The following is a 19880-nucleotide window of genomic DNA, read 5'->3' as shown; positions in this document are numbered from 1 at the left end:
CGTCGATCCACCGCCGACGAGCGCTCCGCCACCGCAAGCGCCTCCTCCGGTGACCGGCCCCCCAGCGGCACCATGCGGGTGCGTAGCGAGTTGGTCGGAGTTCCAGGCGTCTCGGCAGGGGGGAGGAGAGGCGGGGGAAACGTATACAGCGACGATACCTGCAGATGAGGTAATAATTCCAGAAGGGAAAATCCTTTACTATCTATTTGTGGAAGATCGATCTTCAACTGAAAACGGAGGAACAACTTGGGGGTGGGGAGGGCTTGCATGCAAAGGCGGAAAATTTGTCGACTACAATGATTACCCTATGTCGACGAACTGGGCTTATGCCAATATAAGCGGGTACTTGCCCATGTATTATTCGCGGGCCTATGGTGCGGGTCAGAGCGGGTGGAGCGCGCCATTTACGGAAACGACATTATTGTGTAGCGGAGCGGTGCCATCTCAGTGATTAACGTTGAGGAACATACCCCTCGCTGTCCACCTACCAATCATGAGTCCATCCTACAAGCAAGGCATTGATGAAGTCGAAAGCGAGCGAACCAGGACCCGGCACATCGCTACGCGAGCCCTTCGATTTTGGCCGGAACTGGTGGTCGGCCCTGACGATTGTTGAGACGCGGCTTCGGAACACCGGGCGCATTCAGGCTGCCAATCTACTGTCCATGGCCTTGACAGGCGGCAGCGACGTGGTGTCCATCGACGTGCAGCCGGCGCGCCAGTCTGCCCACAAGCAGGGGTTCGACATCTTCATTGACGCCGACCTCGACATTCTGGAGGCGCTCGGCGGGGCGGACATTGGCGTGGCCCGTACGGCAATCAAGGTGATGGTCGAGGAGACCTGCCACGAGTTCCTCAACTGCCGGCTTCTCGTCGACGTTCATATAGCGCCGTTCTTAGAGGAGCATTCTTTCGCCAACCAAGCGACGATCTGGGATACCGACGCCAAGCCGGTTATGTGGGATCACCTGAAGTTCCGATCGAGGTCGGAGCGAATCATGCACCTAGCCTTGTGCGAGCGTAGGCTGACCTTCTCGCCGCTACCGGCTATCATCCACTCGGCGGAACAGCAGTTTGAGCCCGGCTTCCTGCTGTTCCATGCCGGGCGAGTCGCGGTGATCGAATTGAACGGTTCCAGCCACGGCTCGAAGACGTCGGAACAGAAAAAGAGACGCTTGGCCCCATTCACCGATCAGGGCCTTCTTGTCTATTGCATCGCCCACCGGCGTCGACTCGAGTACGTACAAGCCGTCCGCTTCGTCGAAGAAATTCTGTTCCTTATAGAGCGTGATTCGCCGGAACCGCTGGTCGAGATGGTAATCGACTCATCCGGATCGATCATGCGAGACATCACGGCTTCTGCTTCAAGGGTGATGCAGGGAGAGGTGGTACCTGACCCGCCAGAGGCATTCTTCAAGCCCAAGCCAATGGCCTCTGCAGATGGCGCCTCCGTGGCTTTCATCAAGGACATCCATCTCCGCTACCGGCAAGCCAGCGGGCTGAACGAACGCCGGTTCTTCGACATCGAGCACAGCCTCATCATTCCCAGCGATGTCATGATACTCGGAGCCTATCCCAACGGAAACCCGGGGGAATGGTCACCGAGCCATATGGCGTCCATGGCGCACTATGAGAACGGAGAGCACGAATATGTTGATGGCAATCTTCCGTTGAAAGGTGTAATGCGGCACTTCCTACGGACTACACTTGGAATTGACGATGACGAAGTTCGGAGAATCCCGAAGACGCATCTGGTTTTTAGGAGGGCGACCACGGACACTAGGTTCGAAGCGTGCCAGGGAATTTCTTTGACGGCTGCCGTAAGGGAGGCGCGGCCTTTCGTCGAAGAAATGATTGCAAGGGTAAGCCCTCGCATCATTATTCTGGAGGGGCGCCGGAGCCTTGACATCTTTCGTCCTCTGTACTGCCCTGATGGTTTTACCAAGCCAACGGAAGAACCAATCAAGGCACTGCTCACCGGCAAGGGCTCGGCAAAGCCGACGGAAGAACAGAGGGCACTTACCAACGAGCGGGGCTTTATCGCATTCCGCCCATACGAGATGACAGTTACATGCCTTGGCCAGCCGGTGATGGTCATTGGGCTCGGACATCCGGTATATTTTGGCCGGTTGCCTGAATGGCAGGGCGTTCTTGAAGCCGCGCAACGGGTTATGCGGGGGACGCTGAACATTGTCGAACGTTGAAGGAAGAGTGCAAAGCATTCGCTCCGGCGCGACCTATGAGTGCTGCTCAAACAGCGGAGGTGCCGAAAACGCAGTGGCCAGAATCGACGAAGCGGAGGCCGGGCTGGCAAACGTTGGCCGCCCACGATCCTGCCGACGAGCCCCGGAACCGGCACCGGCGACGTAGTAGGCTGCGTCACACTGTCCAGGCCAGGAGGCGGAAGGTGTTAGTTTTATCACCATTCAGGACCAGACGGTGCTCGAAGTCGCATTGCCGTCGTGCCCAGCCTCCGCGCTTCGTAATCCAGTCATTTGCTTCCTCCAATGGCTTGCCGACGGAATGGATGTAGAGCAATTGCAACCCTTGCCGACGCCCGTTGCAGCCGCGGACCAGCCGATCGTAATCGGTGTCAAGTGACGCTCGGCCAGCATTCGCCGCGCTCAAAGGGGTAAGCAGTTTCGCTTCGATGAACAACTCGGCACCAGTCTTATCCCAGACATAGATGTCCATTTTGCAGCGCTGCATAGCCGCGGGATCCAGGTCATTACGGTCGACAGTCCTGTCGAAATCGAAGGTATAGAACGGCTCGCGGCTGCAGAACAGGTCCGGACGATTTTCCCGAACGGCAAGATAGAGTTCGTGGTTGAGCCAACCTTCCGAGAGCAGATGGTCTTCCGCCTGGATCTCGATCCTGGCTAAGATCCGTTCTAGGTGGCGCGCGGCGGTATCAAGGAAGGTAGCGCTGAATGGTTGCATATGGCGGCAGCATCATAGAGAATTTATCGGAATAATACCACTCAAGCGCGTGTATGAGCAATTGCTATTGGCTGTGGTGGCGACCGGGTTGTGATCGAGATGGTCATGGGTGTCCATAGCGGCACGTGTTCACCTTCCCTTCCTGGAAATTCGATGCCGATGCCCGTGACCTTTCCTGATGCCATTGCACACGATGCCGTGGCCTCTCGTGTTCATCCTCGACGTCGAACCCTGGCCGTCGGAACGGATCAACGCCCTGGCAGTGCGGGTGACCGGTGGAGCGGCAAAGGGGCACATCCAGCGCCTGACGTTAGCGCTGACGTCGCTGTCCCGGTGCCGAAGAGGTTCGTGTCCTTCTGAATCCCCGGCCGCGCCTGCTAACCTCGAACTAAGCGCGTCTTCTCGACGTCGGCGCCCTATCACGGCCGGAAGTTGGCTAGACCATGAGGTGCCTTGAAGTGTTGGCCATCCGTCAGAACGGCTCCAGGCACAGCGGCCAGATACGGCCGCATCGCAGCGCCGGACATTGCCATGGTTGATCATCCTTGTTTGGCTCTGATGTTGACGTGAACACCCTTGTCTTATGATGCGGGTTGGGCAAAAACATCTTTGGCGTGTGTCGATTCTGGAGGGTCATCCTTTGCTGGTCAGGAGGTTCCCCCTACTGCTGCTCTCAGCCATCATTCTGTTTCACGTAACGCTCGTTGAGGCTGCGGAACGTAAGGCGTTGGTCATCGGAAACGCAAAATACGAAACCAATCAGCCGCTTGCCAATCCTGTTCGCGATGCTCACGATGTTGCCGATGTGCTGAAGCGCGTTGGATTCTCGGTAAGGCTTCTTACCGACGCGCGGCTGGTGGACCTCACGGACGCAGTGCAGGCGTTCGGGGAAAGCCTCCGTGAGGGGGACACGGCCCTCCTATACTACTCCGGACATGGCATACAGGCTCAAGGCCGGAATTTCATCATCCCGACGAACGCCAAAATCACCGCGGAGCAGAATGTCCGCCTCCAGGCCATCGACATCGAAGCCATCCTGGACCAGATGGCCTATGCGAAAACTGCCGTGAACATCGTGATCCTGGACGCCTGTCGCAACAACCCCTTCGAGGAACGCTTGCGCGGCGGCACCCAGGGCTTGGCACAGATGACTGCGCCCAAGGGCACCATCATTGCGTACGCGACAGCGCCGGGGAAAACAGCATCCGATGGGCGTCCAGGTGCCAACGGCATCTACACGGCCGCCCTGCTCAAGGCCATCGAGACCCCCGGCCTGACGATCGAGGAAACCCTCAAACGCGTCCGGGTCAGTGTGATGGACGTCAGCAACGGTCATCAGATTCCCTGGGATGCCTCCTCGCTTACCGGCGATTTCCGTTTCATCGATGGACCCTCGGACACCTCTCCTTCCCCGGCTCTTCCCGCTGGGACCAACACTGACATATCGATGCAACAAGACGGGCGGCCGTCAGCCGATGAGGCCGCGCAGACAGCATCCCTACCAGCGGCTCCCGCCACTTCTCCACCGTCGCCCGACGGCATCGCGGTCGAAAACGCGCTGTGGCAGGAGATCAAAGATGCCTACGATTGGGATCAGTACGCCGATTTCCTCCAGCGTTTCCCGGATGGAGCCTTCGCCGGGCTGGCGCGTCAGAGGCAAAAGAAGATGATCGGTGACGTGACGTTGCAGGCTGCGGCGACCCTCTGGATCGGACAGTCGGCCCACGAGCGCTTGGACTCCACGGCGTACCGGCGATCCTCCTGGATCAATGTGTCGGACGTCGCCAGGAAGTGGCTGCCCAAGCACGATTTTCTGCACGTTCCCGCGGTCCGGGCATTGCTGGAACGAGCAGTTGGCGTCGAGAACTACAAGGCTATGCAGGGCTACGTTGTCGGTAGTCCCGTCAAGAACGACCTGAACTTCGTCGTACTCGGTGGGTGCAAGCCATCGGCCTGTGGTGGCGGACAGGACTTCGCCATGGTTATCAGTCTTCGACAGGATGATTACGCGGTCTGCGTTTCACGCCAAGTATCGCCCGGAAAATTTCTGGTCACGACAAACGGGGCCGATGGAAAACGTCAGGAGAAGCGGGTCTCGGGGATGCCGCAGCCGTGTGCCAAAATGGTCGGCTTCTGATCGCGAAGGCTCAACAACATGCCATTCAACTGCTTCGACGCCGACAACGTCATCATCCACGCCGGTCGGTGCACGGAGGGGGAATGGGAGCGCCTGAGGTCGGAGTGGCGCACCCTGGCGCTGCGCATGGCGTGCTGTCCTGCCGCCGCCATTCCGGTTGTGCATGATACCGGCGAGCCTAAGCATTGACACATGTTAACCACGGGTAATTGGTTAGGGAGCGTAGGCGCCCTGGCGTGGCGGTGAGGGCGTTCCAGGCGTCGCAGCAGGCTTGGACGACGGCGTCGTAGTCGTGCAGTAGCCGGTGGGATAGGAAGCGCTCGCGCAGGTACAGCCAGACGCGCTCCACGGGGTTCAACTCGGGACTGTATGGCGGCAGGGGTACCAGCGTGACGTTGTCCGGCACGACCAGCGCCCGTGATCCGTGCCAGCCGGCTTGATCGAGCACGAGCACCGCCTGTACGTCCGGTTCCAGGCTTCGGGAGAAGCCGTCCAGGAACAGGCTCATGGCGATGATGGAGACGGTCGGCATCACCAGCGCGAAGTCGGCGCCGCTGGCCGGGCAGACGGCGGCGTAGAGGTAGACCGAGGTGAAGCGCTTGTCGCACAGCCCGGCGGGACGCTGTCCGCGCTCCCACCAGCGATGCGCGGTGCGGCCCTTCTGGCCGATGCGGGCTTCATCCTGGAACCAGAGTTGGAGGCGTCGCCCAGGGTGCGCGGCCGCAGCAGCCTTCAGCGCTTCGCACAGCCCCTTTTTTGGAACGCGGCTTGTGCCTTGGCGTCGGACTGCGGGTGGCGAGGGCGCGTCTTCTGCTTCGATAGACCCAGCCGGCGCACGATGCGCGACAGGCTGGCCGGATGCAGTGTCTTGGCGAAGCGCTCGGCGATCACCTCGCACAGGATCGGCAGGGTCCACTCCACGCACCCGTGCCGCTTGGGATCGGGGCCGGCGAGGATGATGGCCTTGAGCGTCGCCTGCTCGCCGTCGCTCAGCCATTCTGGCCGGCCAGGGAGCGGGCGGTCGTAAAGCCCGGCCACCCCCTCAGCGTTGTAGCGCACCACCGCATCGCGCAGGGCTTGGCGATCCATACCCGCCAGCCGTGCCGCCTCCGCCCGGCTCACCCCATCGAGGGCATGAGCGATGGCGAACATCCGCGCCGCCACCCGCCCCTTGCCCTCCCGACGCGCCAGGGTGGGGTCACTACACGAAAGTGATCAGATTGTCCGGGATGTAGGAACGAAAATAGAACTTATGCTGCGAGCAGGGACTGCAATCTCCGCAATGGCCTGAGGCCGGCTTCTGGAAGGGGTTCGGCTCCCCAGACATAGTCACCGGTGAGGCCGATATGCTCCCATCCCAGAGGCGCCACATGCCGCATCAACTCGGGGGTTACGCCATGCCCTTGGCTTGCCAGTTCGGCGAAGGCAGCTTCGAGATAGCGTGTGTTCCACAGGATGATAGCGGATAGCAGCAGGTTCAGCCCCGATGCCCGGAAGACCTGGTTTTCGAAGCTGCGATCGCGCATCTCACCCAGGCGATTGAAGAAGATTGCCCTGGCCAGGGCGTTCCGAGCCTCTCCCTTGTTGAGGCCGGCGTTGGCGCGCCGGCGGAGGGCGGGATCACGCAGCCACTGTAAGGTGAACGCGGTCCGCTCGACACGGCCGAGTTCTCGCAGAGCCAGGGCCAAGCCATTCTGGCGCGGGTAAGCCGAGAGCCGCCGCAGCATGGCCGAGGCCGTCGCGGTGCCCGAGCGGATCGAGGTCGCCAGTCGCAACAACTCCGTCCAATTGGCCGTGAGGTGCTCGATGTCGATGGTTCCGCCAACCAAGGGCCGCAGAATGTCGGGTGCTTCCCGACCGGGCAGCAGGTAAAGCCTCCGGTCCTTCAAATCGCGTATGCGCGGGGCGAAACGGAATCCGAGCAGGGCACACAGGCCGAAAACGTGATCGCTTGCGCCTCCGGTGTCCGTGTAGTGCTCCTCGATGTCCAAGCCGCTCTGGTGATGGAGAAGGCCGTCGATGACATGCGGTGCCTCGCTGGCGGTCGCTGCGATCACCTTGGTGTGGAAGGGGCCGTACTGATCGGAGATGTGGGTGTAGAAGGCGATGCCCGGCTCGTTGCCATGATGGGCGTTCACATCGCCGACGGCTTCGCCGCGGCCGCCAGCACGGTAGAATTGCCCATCGGAGGATGACGTGCTGCCGTCACCCCAGACGGCAGCCAACGGCAAGGCTCGATGCGTGTCGATGATGCGGGCGAGCGCCACCATGTAGGTATCGTAGCGGATGTGCCAGTCGTGCATCCAGGCCAGTTGCCGCATGGATGCCCCCCGGCAGGCTTCGGCCATCCGGGACAGCCCGAGGTTGATGCCATCAGCCAGCACAGCGGTCAGCGTTGCCGCCCTGTCGTCGGCGGGACGGCCGCTCCGTTGGTGCGTGAAGCAGCCGGAGAAGTCGGTCCAGCCATCCACTTCCAGCAGAAGATCGGTGATCTTGACCCGTGGCATGAGATCGTAAGCTCGGCGGCCGAGCTCTTCGGCCTCCGGTGGGGTCGTGTCCCGGATCGGCGTGATGCGGAGTTCGCCGTCGGACAGGTCAACGTCTTCAAGCAACCCCTTTTCGGCAAGGCCGGCCACCTCGGCGGCGATCCGGTCGAGTTCCGCGCCTCTTTCAGCAAGGTGACCGTCGGCGTTGCGTGGAACGGCCACGGGCAACGCCCCCTCCTCGTGAAGGATGTCGAAGGTCGGACGCGGCATGAGGCAACTCTCGAAGTCCCGGTACTGGCGGCTCCCCTCCACCCAGACGTCGCCCGCCCGCAACCGGTCACGCAGTTCGGACAGCGCGCAGATTTCGTAAGCTTTCCGGTCGATGCCCTCCTTCTTGATGACGAAGGGGCGCCAGGAGCGTCGGATGAAGCCGGTCGGTGGCTTCTCGGGCAGAGTGCGGCGCCCGGCGGCGTACACGACGCGAATGGTATCGAGCGCCCGCAGCAACGGCGTCACCGATGGACTGCCGAGAAAACTGAAACGGTTGAGGAGAGTGGGGGCAAAGGCTCGAACGGTCGCGTAGCGGCCAAGCATCTCGGTGCGCAGGTCAGCGATCTCCGGCTTCGCAAGGGCTTCGCTGTCGGTGACGCATTTCATGAAGCGGAACCAGCCGACCCCCTGGTCGACGGCCTCGTAGGGATCGGCGCCGGCCTCCCGCGCGCCAATCACCGCCTTGCACGCGGTCAGCAGCACGCGCAGTTGGGTCTGGGTATCGCGAACGGAACGCAGGGTGTTTTCGGCTGTCCGACGCTCGGCCTTCCGCGCCAGACTGCCGATCAGCTTGTCGAACATCGACAGGGTGACATCGGTTAGATCCATCTCCAGGCGGATCGCAGTGGCCGTGAGCACAGCACGCCGGCGCGACGTCGCCAGATCCTGAAGATGCTGCGGCGTCATCCGCAGGCCTTCGGCCGCGAGCCGCTCGAACGCGACCTCCGGCACGCGAGCGCGCAGCGACCGGTCGATGCCGAGTTCCTTCAAGGCAGAAAGGCGCTCAATGACCGCCAGCATGTTGCGGGCGGTTGGAGCCGCCGGCACCCGACGCAACCAAGCGAGCATGGTCGTTTCGGTGTCGGCCTGCAGGGTCAGCAATCGGTCCAGCGCGTCGGTTGTCCGCTGGTCAACACCATCGACAAGGGCACGGTGCAGAATTCGTTCGGCCCGGCCACGAGCCTGATGGAGCATCAGTTCCAGGATCGCCGCAGAAGGGATCAGGATGCGACGGCGGCGGAACTCATCGATCAGGGTGGTCGCCAGAATGATCGGGTCCCGTGCGATCTGTGCTTTGGAGGTCAGCCAAGCGGCAAGATCGCGAAAGAGGGTTCGATCAAAGGCACGGTGGCCGGTCCGTGCCATGATCGCGGCAACCTGCTCGCGCCGGTTCTGGTCACGTCGGCTGTAGGCGATGAAATCGTCAGGCTTGGCGCCCACCTGCCGGGCGACGAACGCCAGCAGCGCGATGGGAGGGCGCTCGTCCGGCCCAGGAATCCGCCCAGGATGATGGAGATAACAGAGCAGAATGGCACAGCCCAGGCGGGTGTGCGCCGTGCGCCGGAGGGTGACGATGTCGAGATCGTCCCTGCTGAGCGTATAGTGGCGCACCATCGCGCGTTCGTCGTCCGGCACTGCCAGGAGCCTTACCCACTGGTCTTCGGTCAGCAACCGCCGACGCGCCATTCTCCAATCTCCCATTGCGTCTTTTTCAGAGGAGAATAGTCATACGACTCCAAGGCTGGGGTACCGCCACAGGAAGGGCGAGAATATACGTTGAGCAGACAAAATCAGAACCCTGTGGGCGATTCGGCGGCCACAGGATCGGCGGTATCACGTTGCGTGGCGATGGGGATGATGGTCATGGCCAGAGTCGGAGTGGCTGTCTCCACACTGTACCACCTCCACCGTGACGTGGCTGAGGCCGTGCAGGTGGGCCAGTCCCTCCTTGTATGCGGCCACCGGCTTGGGGTGATCGGATACCAGGGCGACGATGGCAGCCATATGGCCCGGTCCCACCCGCCAGAGGTGGAGATCGGTCACCCGGTCGCCGTCTGTCTCCAAGGCCGTACGGACAGCCGCAGCCAATTTCGGGTCCGGCACTGTGTCGAGCAGCACCGCCCCGGCGTCGCGGATAAGACCATAGGCCCAGCTGAGGATGACCGCGGTACCGACCAAGCCGACGATCGGGTCCATCCAGGTCCAGCCGAACAGGCCGGCCGCCAGAAGCCCCAGGATGGCGAGGACCGAGGTCGCCGCGTCGGCCAGGACGTGGATGTAGGCCGACCGCATGTTCAGGTCGTGGGCATGATGACCACCATGCCCATGCACATGTCCGTGAACATGATGGTCACCATCATGATCCTCGTGGTGGTCATGATGGTGCTCGTGCCCATGGTGATGGTGCTCGCCGCCCAGCAACCATGCGCTTCCAAGGTTGACCGCAAGGCCCAGAACAGCGATGGCGATGGCCTCGCCGTAGGCAATGGGCACTGGGTTTGCGAGGCGCTCCACGCTCTCGTAACCGATCAATAGGGCGATCATCGCCAGGATGATGGCGGAGGCAAAGGCGGCCAGTTCGCCCAGCTTGCCGGTGCCGAAGGCGAAGCGCACGTTGCGAACATGACGGCGGGCGTAGAGGTAGGCGAGCGCCGAGATGCTGAGCGCGGCCGCGTGGGTGGACATGTGCCAGCCGTCGGCGACCAGGGCCAGTGAGCCGAACACCGTGCCGCCGACGATCTCACCGACCATCATGACCAGAGTCAGCGCGACCACGATCCAGATGCGCCGCTCGTTGCGGCCGTGATGCTCGCCGAGGAACTCATGCTGATGAGTCCACGGGGCAATGGATTGGGAGTGCATGGGGTCGGTCCTAATGAAGCAGGGAAGGACGGGTCCAGAGTTCTACTGTCAATCTGGCTTCGCCTTCCGAAACGTCAGGGTGGTGAAACTGGAAAATAGCCAACCCCGCATCGCGGGCATGGGCCTTCGGTTCGCCACGCCTCACCAACTCGTTAAAAGCGCGTTCAACAGCGGCACGGCAGCACATAGGCAGCCTCCTAGAGATACTTGGCAAGCTCACGAAGCTTGGACAGCCGATCGCGGTCCTCGCGAGGAATGGGGCCGACGATCTCTTCGAGATGATGGTCGATGTGGTCGAGGATCAGGACGCTCTTTGCCTTCTCCAAGGCCTTGATGACCGCTTGAAGCTGCTGGGCGATGTCGATGCCATCCCGTCCCTCCTCAACCATGCGAGTGATGGTGGCGAGATGGCCTTCGGCCCGGCGCAAGCGGTTCTTCAGATCGGGATTGTTAGCATGGCTCATGGTGTTGACCTATCCCCCTGGAGGGGATAAGTCAACCGTGTGTTATTGAAGGCCGGGGAGCAGCGGAGCAGGAAATCGACGTAGGGCCAATCAGGAATCGAAGGCAGCAGCCTTGGGGGTTTGAAGGGCAAACGCTCGGTACAGCGTTGATGCGTGGACGTTGAGAATTCGCGCCGCTTCGCGGGGAGATCGCCCTTCATCGACCAAGCGCCGAGCGAGAGCTATCTGGTAAGCGGTCAACTTCGGCGGCCGGCCGAACCGTAGGTCCAATCAAATGAGCTTGCCTCCAGCATCGCCTCCAATCACGTTGTCGTACTGACAGTCCATGTAGCGCTTTTGATCCCTGGCGTTTTCTCCAGGTTCAGAACAGCGCGGTCAAGCTCGCCGGGATTGGCGGTGGTGGGGACGAGCACGGCCGCCAGTTCCACCTGTTCCTCGCTTTCGGACAGCAGCTCGATGTCGCGGATCGGATAATCGAGAGCCTCCAATTCGCTGGCGAGCGCATCGCGGACATCCGAAAGCCCATCCGGGTCGGCGACGACATGCACCCGGTAGAGCGCCTCGGTCACCCGCTCGTCGATGGGCAGACGGTTGACGTAATTCACCAGCGGCCGCAGCAGCGTGTTGCCGGCCAGCACGAAGAAGGTCAGCATCACCGCCTCAAGCGGCAGGCCACAGCCCGAACAGGCCCCCACCGCCGCCGAACACCACAAGGTCGCCGCGGTGTTCAGGCCCCGGACGTTGGTTCCTTCCTTCATGATGACGCCGGCACCGAGAAAGCCGATGCCGGACACGACATAGGCGACGATCCGCGTCGCCCCCTCAGGCCCCAGCAGCCGCATGCCGATCTCGGCGAAGGCGGCGGCCCCAACGGCGACCAGCACGTTGGTGCGCAACCCGGCGGTCCGCTGCCGGTACTGACGCTCGAAGCCGATCAGCGCCCCCAGAATGAAGGCGAGAGCGAAGCGGATGAAGGTGGTGGCCGCGACGGCGGCGTCGGACAGGTCAAGCTGCATCCGTCGCTCTCCCGCCCCGCGGCTTGTCCACCGCCTGCCCGTCATCGTGATCGGGTTCGGAGTGGCCGATGACCCGAACAATGTCCGGCCAGCGGCTGCGCAGGTCGCGCTCCAGGGTGTCGATTGCGTCATGCACCGCCACGACGGTCGTTCCCGGCGCCACATGGCTGTGGAACGTCACCACCAGACCGGCGGCGCTCCGGCGAACCCGCAGATTGTGGACATCCCGCAGAGGACCGGTCACCGGAAGGGACGCGGAGAGATGCGCCGCGATGGCCCCCAACAGCTTGGGTTCGGCATCCACACCGGTCAGGCCGCTGTCCTGCAACGGCTCGATGTGGCTTTCGACCTCGATGTCCGTTCCCAGTTCATCCCGGATGGAAGCCTCAAGCCGCGAGGACAGCGCATGTGCTGCCTCGATCGGCAGCGAGCCGTCGACTTCCAGGTCGAAGCCCACCGCAAGACGTCCATTCACCCGCTGGACAGTGACGTGGTGAACGGCCAGCCCCAGCCCGGCCGCGCGCACCACCACACGATCCATCACCGTCTCGTCGTCGAGCGCCAGCGGATGCGTGGCGACGGACACCTCGGCCTCCGGCATCTCCGTCCGGACAGCTTGGATTGCCTGCTCGCGAAGTGCCGCTGCGGCATCGAGCGACAGAGTCCGCCCAACCAGAAGGTCGAGGTCGACGAACAGCACACTGCCGGCCGGACGGACCCGCACTCGCTGGACCCCGGCGATGCCCGGCAGGTCCCTCACCACCGCCTCGACCCGCTCCGCCGTGCCGGCCGGCGCCGCATCGATCAGCGTGTCGATGGTCCGCCGGCCAAGCTGGTAGCCGGCATGGCAGACGAACACCGACACGCCGATGGCCGCCAGGGCGTCGCCCTTGGGATAGCCGAGCCACACCAGCCCCAGCCCGACCAGCACCACCGCCGAACTCAGGATGTCGGAGGAAAAATGCAGCGCGTCGGCTTCCAATGCCTGACTGCGGGTATCCTTGGCGACACGCGCCAGTTCGCGGGCGCGGTAAGCGTCGACGGCGATGCAGACTACCACAACCGCGACCGACCACCAGGTCGCCTCGACCTCCACCCCGCCGTCGATCAGCCGGCGGATCGCCTCATAGGCGATCCAGCCGCTGGTCAGGAACAGCAGCCCGGTCTCCGCCAGGGCGGCGACACTCTCGATCTTGCCGTGGCCATAGGGGTGCTCGGCATCCGCCGGCTTGTCGCTGACCCGCACGGCGAACCACGTCATCACCGTCGCGCCAAGGTCGAGCAGGCTGTGCAATCCCTCCGACAGCAAGCCGAGACTGCCGGTGGACAGCCCGACCCCGAACTTGCCCACCGTCATCGCCCCGCTCGCCAGGATGGAGCCGAGCGCCACTGTTTCCTTTTCACTGCTCATTCTTTTCTCCCCCGGCACGGCGGTCAGTCCGCGTCCTCGAACGCGAAGGTCTCGGTTTCGTCGTCGTAGGTGAACAGCTCGGCATAGCGCGCCCAACTGGTGACCGCCTTCAGCGTCTCCTCGGCATAATCCACGCTCATGAAGGGGGTGAGCTCGGCCCGGATGCGGCTGCTCGGCACCCGCTGCACCGCCGATTGCTTTAGCAGGCCGTGGATATGGGCGGCCAGCGGCACGTAGCGGATCAGATGCTCCGCGAACAGCTGCTTGCGATCCTCCAGGCCGGAGTCGGCGAACAGCCGGCCGGGCTCGGTCAGATGGATGTCGCCTTCCGCCACCTCTGCCAGACCGAGCATCTGCAGCGTCTCAGCGATCGGGAACAGGTCGTCGATCTCGTGCTGCAGCGCACCAGCCAGATGCGGCAGGTCGGCCTTGCCGTGATAGGCCGGCGAAGCCAGCGTCTCCAGCAGGCCGGCCAGCAGGTTGGTCGACACATGCTCCAGCGGCACGGCATGAGCCGGAGGCTGCTTCGCCGCCGGCGACGGCGCCACCAGCGGCTTGCGCGCGGTCATCCTGCCATAGATGTCGTCCACCATGGCGCGGAACTGCGGGTCCAAGCGATTGCGCGGGTGGGGGATGTCGACACGGATCTCCGCCGCCACCCGTCCGGGGTTGGAGGAAAAGACCAGGATGCGGTCGCACATCAGCACCGCCTCCTCAATGTTGTGGGTGACCATCAGGATCGACTTGGTCGGCAGCCGCAGCTCCATCCACAGGTCGAGCAGGTCGGTGCGCAGCGTCTCCGCCGTCAGCACGTCCAGCGCCGAGAAGGGCTCGTCCATCAGCAGGATTTCCGGATGGACCACCAGCGCGCGGGCGAAGCCCACCCGCTGGCGCATGCCGCCGGACAGCTCCTTGGGATAGGCGGATTCAAAACCGGACAGGCCGATCAGGTCGATGGCCTCCTCGGTCCGCGCCTCGGCCTCCCGGGCCGGCACGCCCTTGGCCTTCAGGCCGGCCATGACGTTTTCCCAAACCGTCAGCCAGGGAAACAGCGCGAAGGTCTGAAAGACCATCGCCACCCCGTCGGTTGCACCGGTGACCGGCTCGCCATGATGACGGACGGAGCCGCCGGTCGGCTTCACCAGCCCGGCGACGATGCGCAGCAGGGTCGACTTGCCGGAGCCGGAGCGGCCGAGCAGCCCGACGATCTCGCCGTCGCGCAAGCTCAGGTCGACGTTGTCGAGCACGACGTAATCCTGCCCCGACGGCTTGGCATAGGCCTGACGGACGCCGCTCAGTTCGAAGAGGGTGGTGTTGCGGGTGTTCAGCATGGGCGGGGTCCTCCTCAGGCGAGGCGCAGGCGGCGCTCGGCGAACGCATAGAGCGGACGCCACAGCAGGCGGTTGAACAGGATGACGAACAGCGACATGACGGCGATGCCCAGCACGATCCGCGGATAGTCGCCGGCCTCGGTAGCCTGGGCGATGTAGCTGCCCAGCCCGTGGGCGGTCAGCCGGGTGTCGCCCCAGTTCACTGCCTCCGCCACGATACTGGCGTTCCACGAGCCGCCGGACGCGGTGACCGCCCCGGTGACGTAGTAGGGGAAAACGCCCGGCAGCATGACGTCGCGCCACCATTGCCAGCCGCGGATGCGGAAATTGGCCGCCGCCTCCTTCAGGTCGCTGGGGAAGGCGGTGGCCCCGGCGATGACGTTGAACAGGATGTACCACTGGGTGCCGAGGATCATCAGCGGGCTGAGCCAGACATCCGGGTTCAGATCGAAGCGGACGATGACGACCACCGCGACCGGGAACAGCAGGTTGGCCGGGAAGGCGGCGAGGAACTGGGCCGCCGGCTGGACTCTCTCCGCCAGCCGTGGCCGCAGCCCGATCAGGACGCCCAGCGGCACCCAGACCAGCGTCGCCACCGCGATCAGCACGATCACCCGCAGCAGCGTGGCACCGCCGAGCAGCAGCACGGTGCCGACATCACCCCAGCCGACGCCGGACGCGACGAAGGCGATCATCAACCAGCCGGCCCACAGGCCCGTCCCCGCCAGCAGCAGATACCAGACCATGTCGACTGCCCGGGACGGCACGCGGTCGAGCAGGTTGCCGACCGAGCGGAGGCTACCCGCGGCACCACCCGACAGACCGCCGGACGGCAGGCGCAGCCAGACCAGCCGATCGAACAGGCGGTCGAACGGCGCGAAGACGGCGCGGAAGAAGCGGGTGCGCTGGAACAGGGTGAGCAGCCAGGAGTCCGGGACCTCCTGCGCCCCGGTCAGCTCGACCCGGAACTTGTCGGCCCAGGCGACCAGCGGGCGGAACAGCAGCTGGTCATAGGCCAGGATGACCAGCAGCATCGCCAGCACCGCCCAGCCGACGGCGTCCAGACGCTGCCCGTCGATGGCCTTGGCAAGGTAGGAGCCGATACCCGGCAGCGTGATGGTACGGTCGCCGACAGTGATCGCCTCCGACGCGACGACGAAGAACCAGCCGCCGGACATCGACATCATCATGTTCCACACCAGACCTGGGGCGGCATAGGGCGCCTCCAGCGTCCAGAAGCGCTGCCAGCCGGAAAAGCCGAAGCCGGTCGCCGCCTCGTCCAGGTCGCGCGGCACGGTGCGCAGCGACTGGTAGAAGCTGAAGGCCATGTTCCAGGCCTGGCTGGTGAAGATGGCGAAGATCGCCGCGCATTCCGCCCCCAGCACGCTGCCGGGGAACAGCCCCAGGAAGAAGACGACGGTGAAGGAGATGTATCCCAGCACCGGCACCGATTGCAGCACGTCGAGCACCGGGATGAGCAGCATGCCGGCCCGCCGGCTCTTGGCCGCCAGCGTGGCATAGGTGAAGGTGAAGAGCAGCGACGCCGCCATCGCCGCCAGCATCCGCAGGGTCGAACGCAGGGCGTATTCCGGCAGCATCCAGGGGTCGAGCGTGATCGGCACCTCTTCGACGCTGCCCAGCGGCAGGGCCATCTGGTGACCGCCGATTGCGAGCAGCGCCAGCAGGCCGATGACCAGCGGCAGGGCGACGACGTCCCACCGGTTCGGTGCGGCGTCGGCCGCCTTCACCGAGATGTTCGTATTGATCCAGACCATGACACACCATCCCGCGGCCCCCGAACGGGGCCGGCCGGCAGACAAAACGGGTCCGGCGCCGCAAAAGCGCCGGTGGGGATTCAGGCGGAGTGGATGGGGGTCAGCGACTTGGCGGGCGCAGGTCGCCCGTCACGGAAAAGCACCGGCGCCCGGCAGGCTGGCGGTGCACGGAAATCCGACTGGTGAGGAACTTCACCATGGTCTACCTCTGATCGGCCCGACGACGCCGAACCGCGGGCGGACCCATGCGATAGGTCAGCCCGCGATCGACGTCGTCAGGAGTATGTGAGTAGATCGACTACTGGGGCTGTCCATCTCTTGCCTTCTCGGTCCTGCCTCCGGTTCCCAAGGGAAAGCGGAGCGACCGATCATGCGGTGACGATGCCGCCCCTCTACTCCCACCGCTCGGCCGGGTCAAGAGGCATAAGCGCGGCTATGCGGCTCTTCAAAAAAACGTCATGTTTCATTGTTTATGGAGAGATTGAAGAGTCTTCCGCACCACCTCCTCTCCCCTCCCACGCACGTTTCACGACGGCGGCGACGGTGTTCTTGCTGAGGCCCAGTTCCCGGCCGAGCAGACGATAGATGCGCCCTTGGGCGACCAAAGCCAGCACCTTGGGCACCAGCCGATCCGACTTTGGCCGCTGTCCGGGCTGGCGGCCGAGCCGCTTCCCTCTGGCTTTGGCTGCGGCATGACCGGATCTTGGGGGACCGGCAACAGTGGAACAGAAAATCGGCATAGGTATTAGGAACCGGTCAAGGCATCGTTGGGCGACTGTGGGGCAAATGCCCGGTACAGCGTTGATGGGTGGACATTGAGAATTTGGGCCGCTTCGCGGGGCGACCTCCCTTCGTCGACCAGTCGCCGGGCAAGAGCGATCTGGTCGGCGCTCAGCTTCGGCGGCCGGCCGAACCGAACACCGCGCGCTTTGGCCGCAACGCGGCCCGTACCGGTACGCTCGGCAATCAGGGCACGCTCGAACTCGGCGATGCCAGCGAACACAGTCAGAACCATGCGACCGGCCGGCGAGGTTGTGTCGGCCCATGGCTCGGCGAGCGAGCGGAGTCCTGCACTGGCCCTCTCAAGCTGCTCCGCAATATCGAGAAGGTCACGGGTTGACCGGGCCAGCCTGTCGAGGCGCGTGACCGTCACAACATCATTAGCCCGGAGCTGGTCGATCAGCCGGGCAAGCTGTGGCCGGTCGCGCTTCGCACCGGAGACCTTCTCCTCATAGATCCGCTGACAGCCGGCCACCTGTAGTGACGCCCGCTGCTGCGAAAGATCCTGGTCGTCGGTGGAGACACGCGCATAGCCGATGAGCATGGGGCCTCCGTCGCAAAAGGCGTCGCGAAATTGTTTCCTTTCGCGACAGACTTTTGCAACATCAAAATCCCTTGAGTATCCATCCGGCGCCCGGGTGTCGCAAAACTTAGGAGTTTTGCGAGGCAAGTAGCCGGCACAGGAACGCTGCACGGCTCATGTTCTCAAGGCGTTCTTACATCCCGGACAATCTGATCACTTTCGTGTAGTGACCCCAGGGTGCGCAATTCACCGGCACTCAGGTCTTCCCGGATCGGCAACGCCGCTGGCATGCGATTCTCCCCCTCATGGACGGGGAATCGAATCATGGTTCACTCGCCTTGGGAAGCCCCGCAGTGAGTCAGCCCCTCCGCTCGCCGGTATGAGACAGGCACACGATTCTTTCGACATCATCCTGGTCAGGATTGCGGCTCCGAAGGGGAAAGCCTCGAGCACCAGGCGATCAAGGCCGATGCTGCCGTCGCAGCACAGGCGGCCGGATGGAGCGTGGCGATCGAGGGAAAGGGCACCGCGCCGGGTGGCGAGAAGTGGCGGGCCGACGTTCTGTGCACCCGCGGCGAGAGGCAGGTCGCTCTGGAAATCCAGATGTCGCACCAGACCCTGGACGAATACCGGCGGCGCCAGGCTGTCTACGCACGATCCGGGGTCGAAGGGGTCTGGTTCGCCGGCCACAAGGGTGTCCAGCCCCATCGGTCGACAGCCGATCTTCCGATCTTCCCCATCCACCTCAGAGGACTGAACGCGGATGTTGCCGTCGGCCGCGGGCGTAGCCAGGACCCACGGATCCCTGTCGAGCAATTCGTCGGCGAATTCCTGCAGGGCCTTTGGCATTGCCGGGAACCGATCGCCGCTCCGGCGGCCATCATCCCGGAACTCACGGTCTGTCTGGACTGCGGCCGGGAGGTCCTGAACGGAGCCTGTGTGGCGGCCTTCCCCGCGGAGGCGGACCCGGCCTACCCGCCTGGACCGATCTTTGCCGCGCTCTCGTCTCTGGACGTCAAGGACACGGCTACGGCTCTCACGCGTGCAGCCTGGAGCATGCACCGGATCGTCGCTCCACCGGGCAAGGGGATGCGCTGCCCCTATTGTGCCGGTCGGCTGCGCGGATCGGTTTCCTTCACGCCCGAGCGGCTTTGCAAGGCGCGGCACGTCGTCGAGGACAGGCACGGCACCATTCTTCTTTCTGCCGGAGGCTGGTGGAGGCGGGGGCAGCCCTTACTGCCAAACGGATGGCATCGCCCGACGACACCGCCGGAAGCGACCATCCCGCTCTCGGCGATCATCGACCGGAGCCGGAGACGCTTGCTGCAGCCGTTCCTGGAGGTCCGGACTCGACGGCAATCTGCTCTCTCGGCGATCGAGGCCGCGATCTATGGTCAGCCGGGCTGGAAGGCGACTCTGGACGAAATGGGCGAATCCTGGGACGGCGACGATCCCGGCCAATGGATGGCGGACATCGTCCTGCGGCAGGAGGGGCCAGGCGGCCGGCACATCGCCTTTTTCCTGGCGATCGACCATGAAGCGCTGCCGCTCTGCCGCCTTTTCGCACAGCGCGCGATGCGCGAGTTTCCAGATGGCACGGCACTCCTCCTGAGCCCGGTCCTGGATGGCCCAGGCTTCGCCAAACGCGTCCTCGACATGCCCATGACCGGCGGCTCGCAGCCGCTGGTGTCCGTCAAGGGGATCGAGTAGCAGAGGAACGGAAAACCTAGGTAGGCTGAACCGTAGCAGTAGGGCACACAGCGCCGTGGCATCTTCGACGTCGAAGGAAACCGCAGTCTCTTCCGACGCCGAAAAACACCTCAACCATCAAGTGGAGGCAGGCGATGGCTCACTGGGGCCGCGCCCACGGCTTGCGTCGATACGGTTGTAGACGTTCTTCACACCCAACGCGTTCCCGATATCCTTCCCGGTGTACCCCTTGTCGTACAGGTGCTGCATCACCGCGTTCTGATCACGGCGGGGCATCTGCTCGAACATCGCCCGAACCGTCTCATTGTAGATTCCACTGCGTATTTCGGCGAATTCGCCCAGGCGTTTCGGTTGAAAGCGCCCACCGTTTCGGCGAAACCGCCCACCCGAATTG

The 19880-nt window shown here is 63.7% G+C and carries 15 protein-coding genes and 1 pseudogene; 3 read left to right on the top strand and 13 right to left on the bottom strand.

Features of this window, described 5'->3' with window-relative positions:
- The first annotated feature begins 521 nt into the window (after positions 1–521).
- Entirely contained in the window at positions 522–2204 is a 1683-nt protein-coding gene (locus tag CRT60_RS00430; protein WP_143272932.1) for a hypothetical protein, read from the top strand.
- Between the two features lie 175 nt (positions 2205–2379).
- On the opposite strand, the gene CRT60_RS00425 is transcribed toward CRT60_RS00430, so the two are convergent.
- Entirely contained in the window at positions 2380–2940 is a 561-nt protein-coding gene (locus CRT60_RS00425; RefSeq protein ID WP_098734491.1) for a hypothetical protein, read from the bottom strand.
- 616 nt (positions 2941–3556) lie between these two features.
- On the opposite strand from CRT60_RS00425, the gene CRT60_RS00420 reads away from it, so the two are divergent.
- On the top strand, positions 3557–5077 hold the full coding sequence (locus CRT60_RS00420; protein ID WP_161957928.1) for a caspase family protein: 1521 nt from the start codon (positions 3557–3559) through the stop codon (positions 5075–5077).
- Between the two features lie 178 nt (positions 5078–5255).
- On the opposite strand, the gene CRT60_RS36380 is transcribed toward CRT60_RS00420, so the two are convergent.
- The 11 genes from CRT60_RS36380 to CRT60_RS00360 all read right to left on the bottom strand — a co-directional run bounded on the left by CRT60_RS36380 (position 5256) and on the right by CRT60_RS00360 (position 17797).
- A complete protein-coding gene (locus CRT60_RS36380) occupies positions 5256–5813 on the bottom strand; it encodes an IS630 family transposase (protein ID WP_280177179.1) in 558 nt (185 codons plus the stop codon).
- The gene (locus CRT60_RS00410) at positions 5810–6229 is read right to left on the bottom strand and encodes a winged helix-turn-helix domain-containing protein (protein ID WP_098734488.1); all 420 of its coding nucleotides are present in this window, start codon (positions 6227–6229) and stop codon (positions 5810–5812) included. The genes CRT60_RS36380 and CRT60_RS00410 overlap by 4 nt, the downstream gene beginning before the upstream one ends.
- A 98-nt stretch (positions 6230–6327) precedes the next feature.
- A complete protein-coding gene (locus CRT60_RS00405) occupies positions 6328–9300 on the bottom strand; it encodes a Tn3 family transposase (RefSeq protein WP_098734506.1) in 2973 nt (990 codons plus the stop codon).
- Positions 9301–9447: 147 nt separating this feature from the next.
- Positions 9448–10476 carry a CDF family Co(II)/Ni(II) efflux transporter DmeF gene (dmeF, locus tag CRT60_RS00400; protein ID WP_098734487.1) on the bottom strand — a complete coding sequence of 343 codons (1029 nt, stop codon included), beginning with the start codon at positions 10474–10476 and terminating at the stop codon, positions 9448–9450.
- A gap of 197 nt (positions 10477–10673) precedes the next feature.
- Positions 10674–10940 carry a metal-sensing transcriptional repressor gene (locus CRT60_RS00395; RefSeq protein WP_098734486.1) on the bottom strand — a complete coding sequence of 89 codons (267 nt, stop codon included), beginning with the start codon at positions 10938–10940 and terminating at the stop codon, positions 10674–10676.
- 90 nt (positions 10941–11030) lie between these two features.
- Positions 11031–11210 carry a helix-turn-helix domain-containing protein gene (locus CRT60_RS00390; protein ID WP_280177178.1) on the bottom strand — a complete coding sequence of 60 codons (180 nt, stop codon included), beginning with the start codon at positions 11208–11210 and terminating at the stop codon, positions 11031–11033.
- 32 nt (positions 11211–11242) lie between these two features.
- The gene (locus CRT60_RS00385; protein WP_098734485.1) at positions 11243–11956 is read right to left on the bottom strand and encodes an MgtC/SapB family protein; all 714 of its coding nucleotides are present in this window, start codon (positions 11954–11956) and stop codon (positions 11243–11245) included.
- Positions 11946–13367, bottom strand: coding sequence for a cation diffusion facilitator family transporter (locus CRT60_RS00380; RefSeq protein WP_098734484.1), 1422 nt, complete (start codon positions 13365–13367; stop codon positions 11946–11948). Before CRT60_RS00380 ends, CRT60_RS00385 begins: the two co-directional genes overlap by 11 nt.
- Before the next feature lie 23 nt (positions 13368–13390).
- Complete coding sequence (locus CRT60_RS00375; protein ID WP_098734483.1) at positions 13391–14698, bottom strand: ABC transporter ATP-binding protein; 1308 nt, start codon at positions 14696–14698, stop codon at positions 13391–13393.
- Positions 14699–14712: 14 nt separating this feature from the next.
- The gene (locus tag CRT60_RS00370; protein ID WP_098734482.1) at positions 14713–16473 is read right to left on the bottom strand and encodes an ABC transporter permease; all 1761 of its coding nucleotides are present in this window, start codon (positions 16471–16473) and stop codon (positions 14713–14715) included.
- A gap of 745 nt (positions 16474–17218) precedes the next feature.
- Positions 17219–17797 carry a recombinase family protein gene (locus CRT60_RS00360; protein ID WP_098734481.1) on the bottom strand — a complete coding sequence of 193 codons (579 nt, stop codon included), beginning with the start codon at positions 17795–17797 and terminating at the stop codon, positions 17219–17221.
- A 429-nt stretch (positions 17798–18226) separates the two neighbouring features.
- Here CRT60_RS00360 and CRT60_RS00355 point away from each other — a divergent pair.
- Positions 18227–19486: pseudogene (locus tag CRT60_RS00355) on the top strand (competence protein CoiA family protein); the annotation flags it as partial.
- A 117-nt stretch (positions 19487–19603) separates the two neighbouring features.
- Here the strand turns inward: CRT60_RS00355 and CRT60_RS36625 are convergent.
- Positions 19604–19880, bottom strand: a 277-nt coding sequence (locus tag CRT60_RS36625; RefSeq protein ID WP_204561535.1) for a hypothetical protein, incomplete at its 5' end; no start/stop codon positions are given.

This window comes from Azospirillum palustre (assembly GCF_002573965.1).
Classification (GTDB): domain Bacteria; phylum Pseudomonadota; class Alphaproteobacteria; order Azospirillales; family Azospirillaceae; genus Azospirillum; species Azospirillum palustre.
Note: the sequence above shows the minus strand (reverse complement) of the source record. Positions and strands in the feature narration are given on the sequence as shown.

What these genes read in the sequence shown, in the direction of transcription:
- CRT60_RS00370 (WP_098734482.1), bottom strand. Translation starts at nt 16,473, where the DNA reads ATGGTCTGGATCAATACGAACATCTCGGTGAAGGCGGCCGACGCCGCA.
- CRT60_RS00405 (WP_098734506.1), bottom strand. Translation starts at nt 9,300, where the DNA reads ATGGCGCGTCGGCGGTTGCTGACCGAAGACCAGTGGGTAAGGCTCCTG.
- CRT60_RS00380 (WP_098734484.1), bottom strand. Translation starts at nt 13,367, where the DNA reads ATGAGCAGTGAAAAGGAAACAGTGGCGCTCGGCTCCATCCTGGCGAGC.
- CRT60_RS00425 (WP_098734491.1), bottom strand. Translation starts at nt 2,940, where the DNA reads ATGCAACCATTCAGCGCTACCTTCCTTGATACCGCCGCGCGCCACCTA.
- CRT60_RS00375 (WP_098734483.1), bottom strand. Translation starts at nt 14,698, where the DNA reads ATGCTGAACACCCGCAACACCACCCTCTTCGAACTGAGCGGCGTCCGT.
- CRT60_RS00360 (WP_098734481.1), bottom strand. Translation starts at nt 17,797, where the DNA reads ATGCTCATCGGCTATGCGCGTGTCTCCACCGACGACCAGGATCTTTCG.
- dmeF (WP_098734487.1), bottom strand. Translation starts at nt 10,476, where the DNA reads ATGCACTCCCAATCCATTGCCCCGTGGACTCATCAGCATGAGTTCCTC.
- CRT60_RS00395 (WP_098734486.1), bottom strand. Translation starts at nt 10,940, where the DNA reads ATGAGCCATGCTAACAATCCCGATCTGAAGAACCGCTTGCGCCGGGCC.
- CRT60_RS00430 (WP_143272932.1), top strand. Translation starts at nt 522, where the DNA reads ATGAAGTCGAAAGCGAGCGAACCAGGACCCGGCACATCGCTACGCGAG.
- CRT60_RS00385 (WP_098734485.1), bottom strand. Translation starts at nt 11,956, where the DNA reads ATGCAGCTTGACCTGTCCGACGCCGCCGTCGCGGCCACCACCTTCATC.
- CRT60_RS00410 (WP_098734488.1), bottom strand. Translation starts at nt 6,229, where the DNA reads ATGTTCGCCATCGCTCATGCCCTCGATGGGGTGAGCCGGGCGGAGGCG.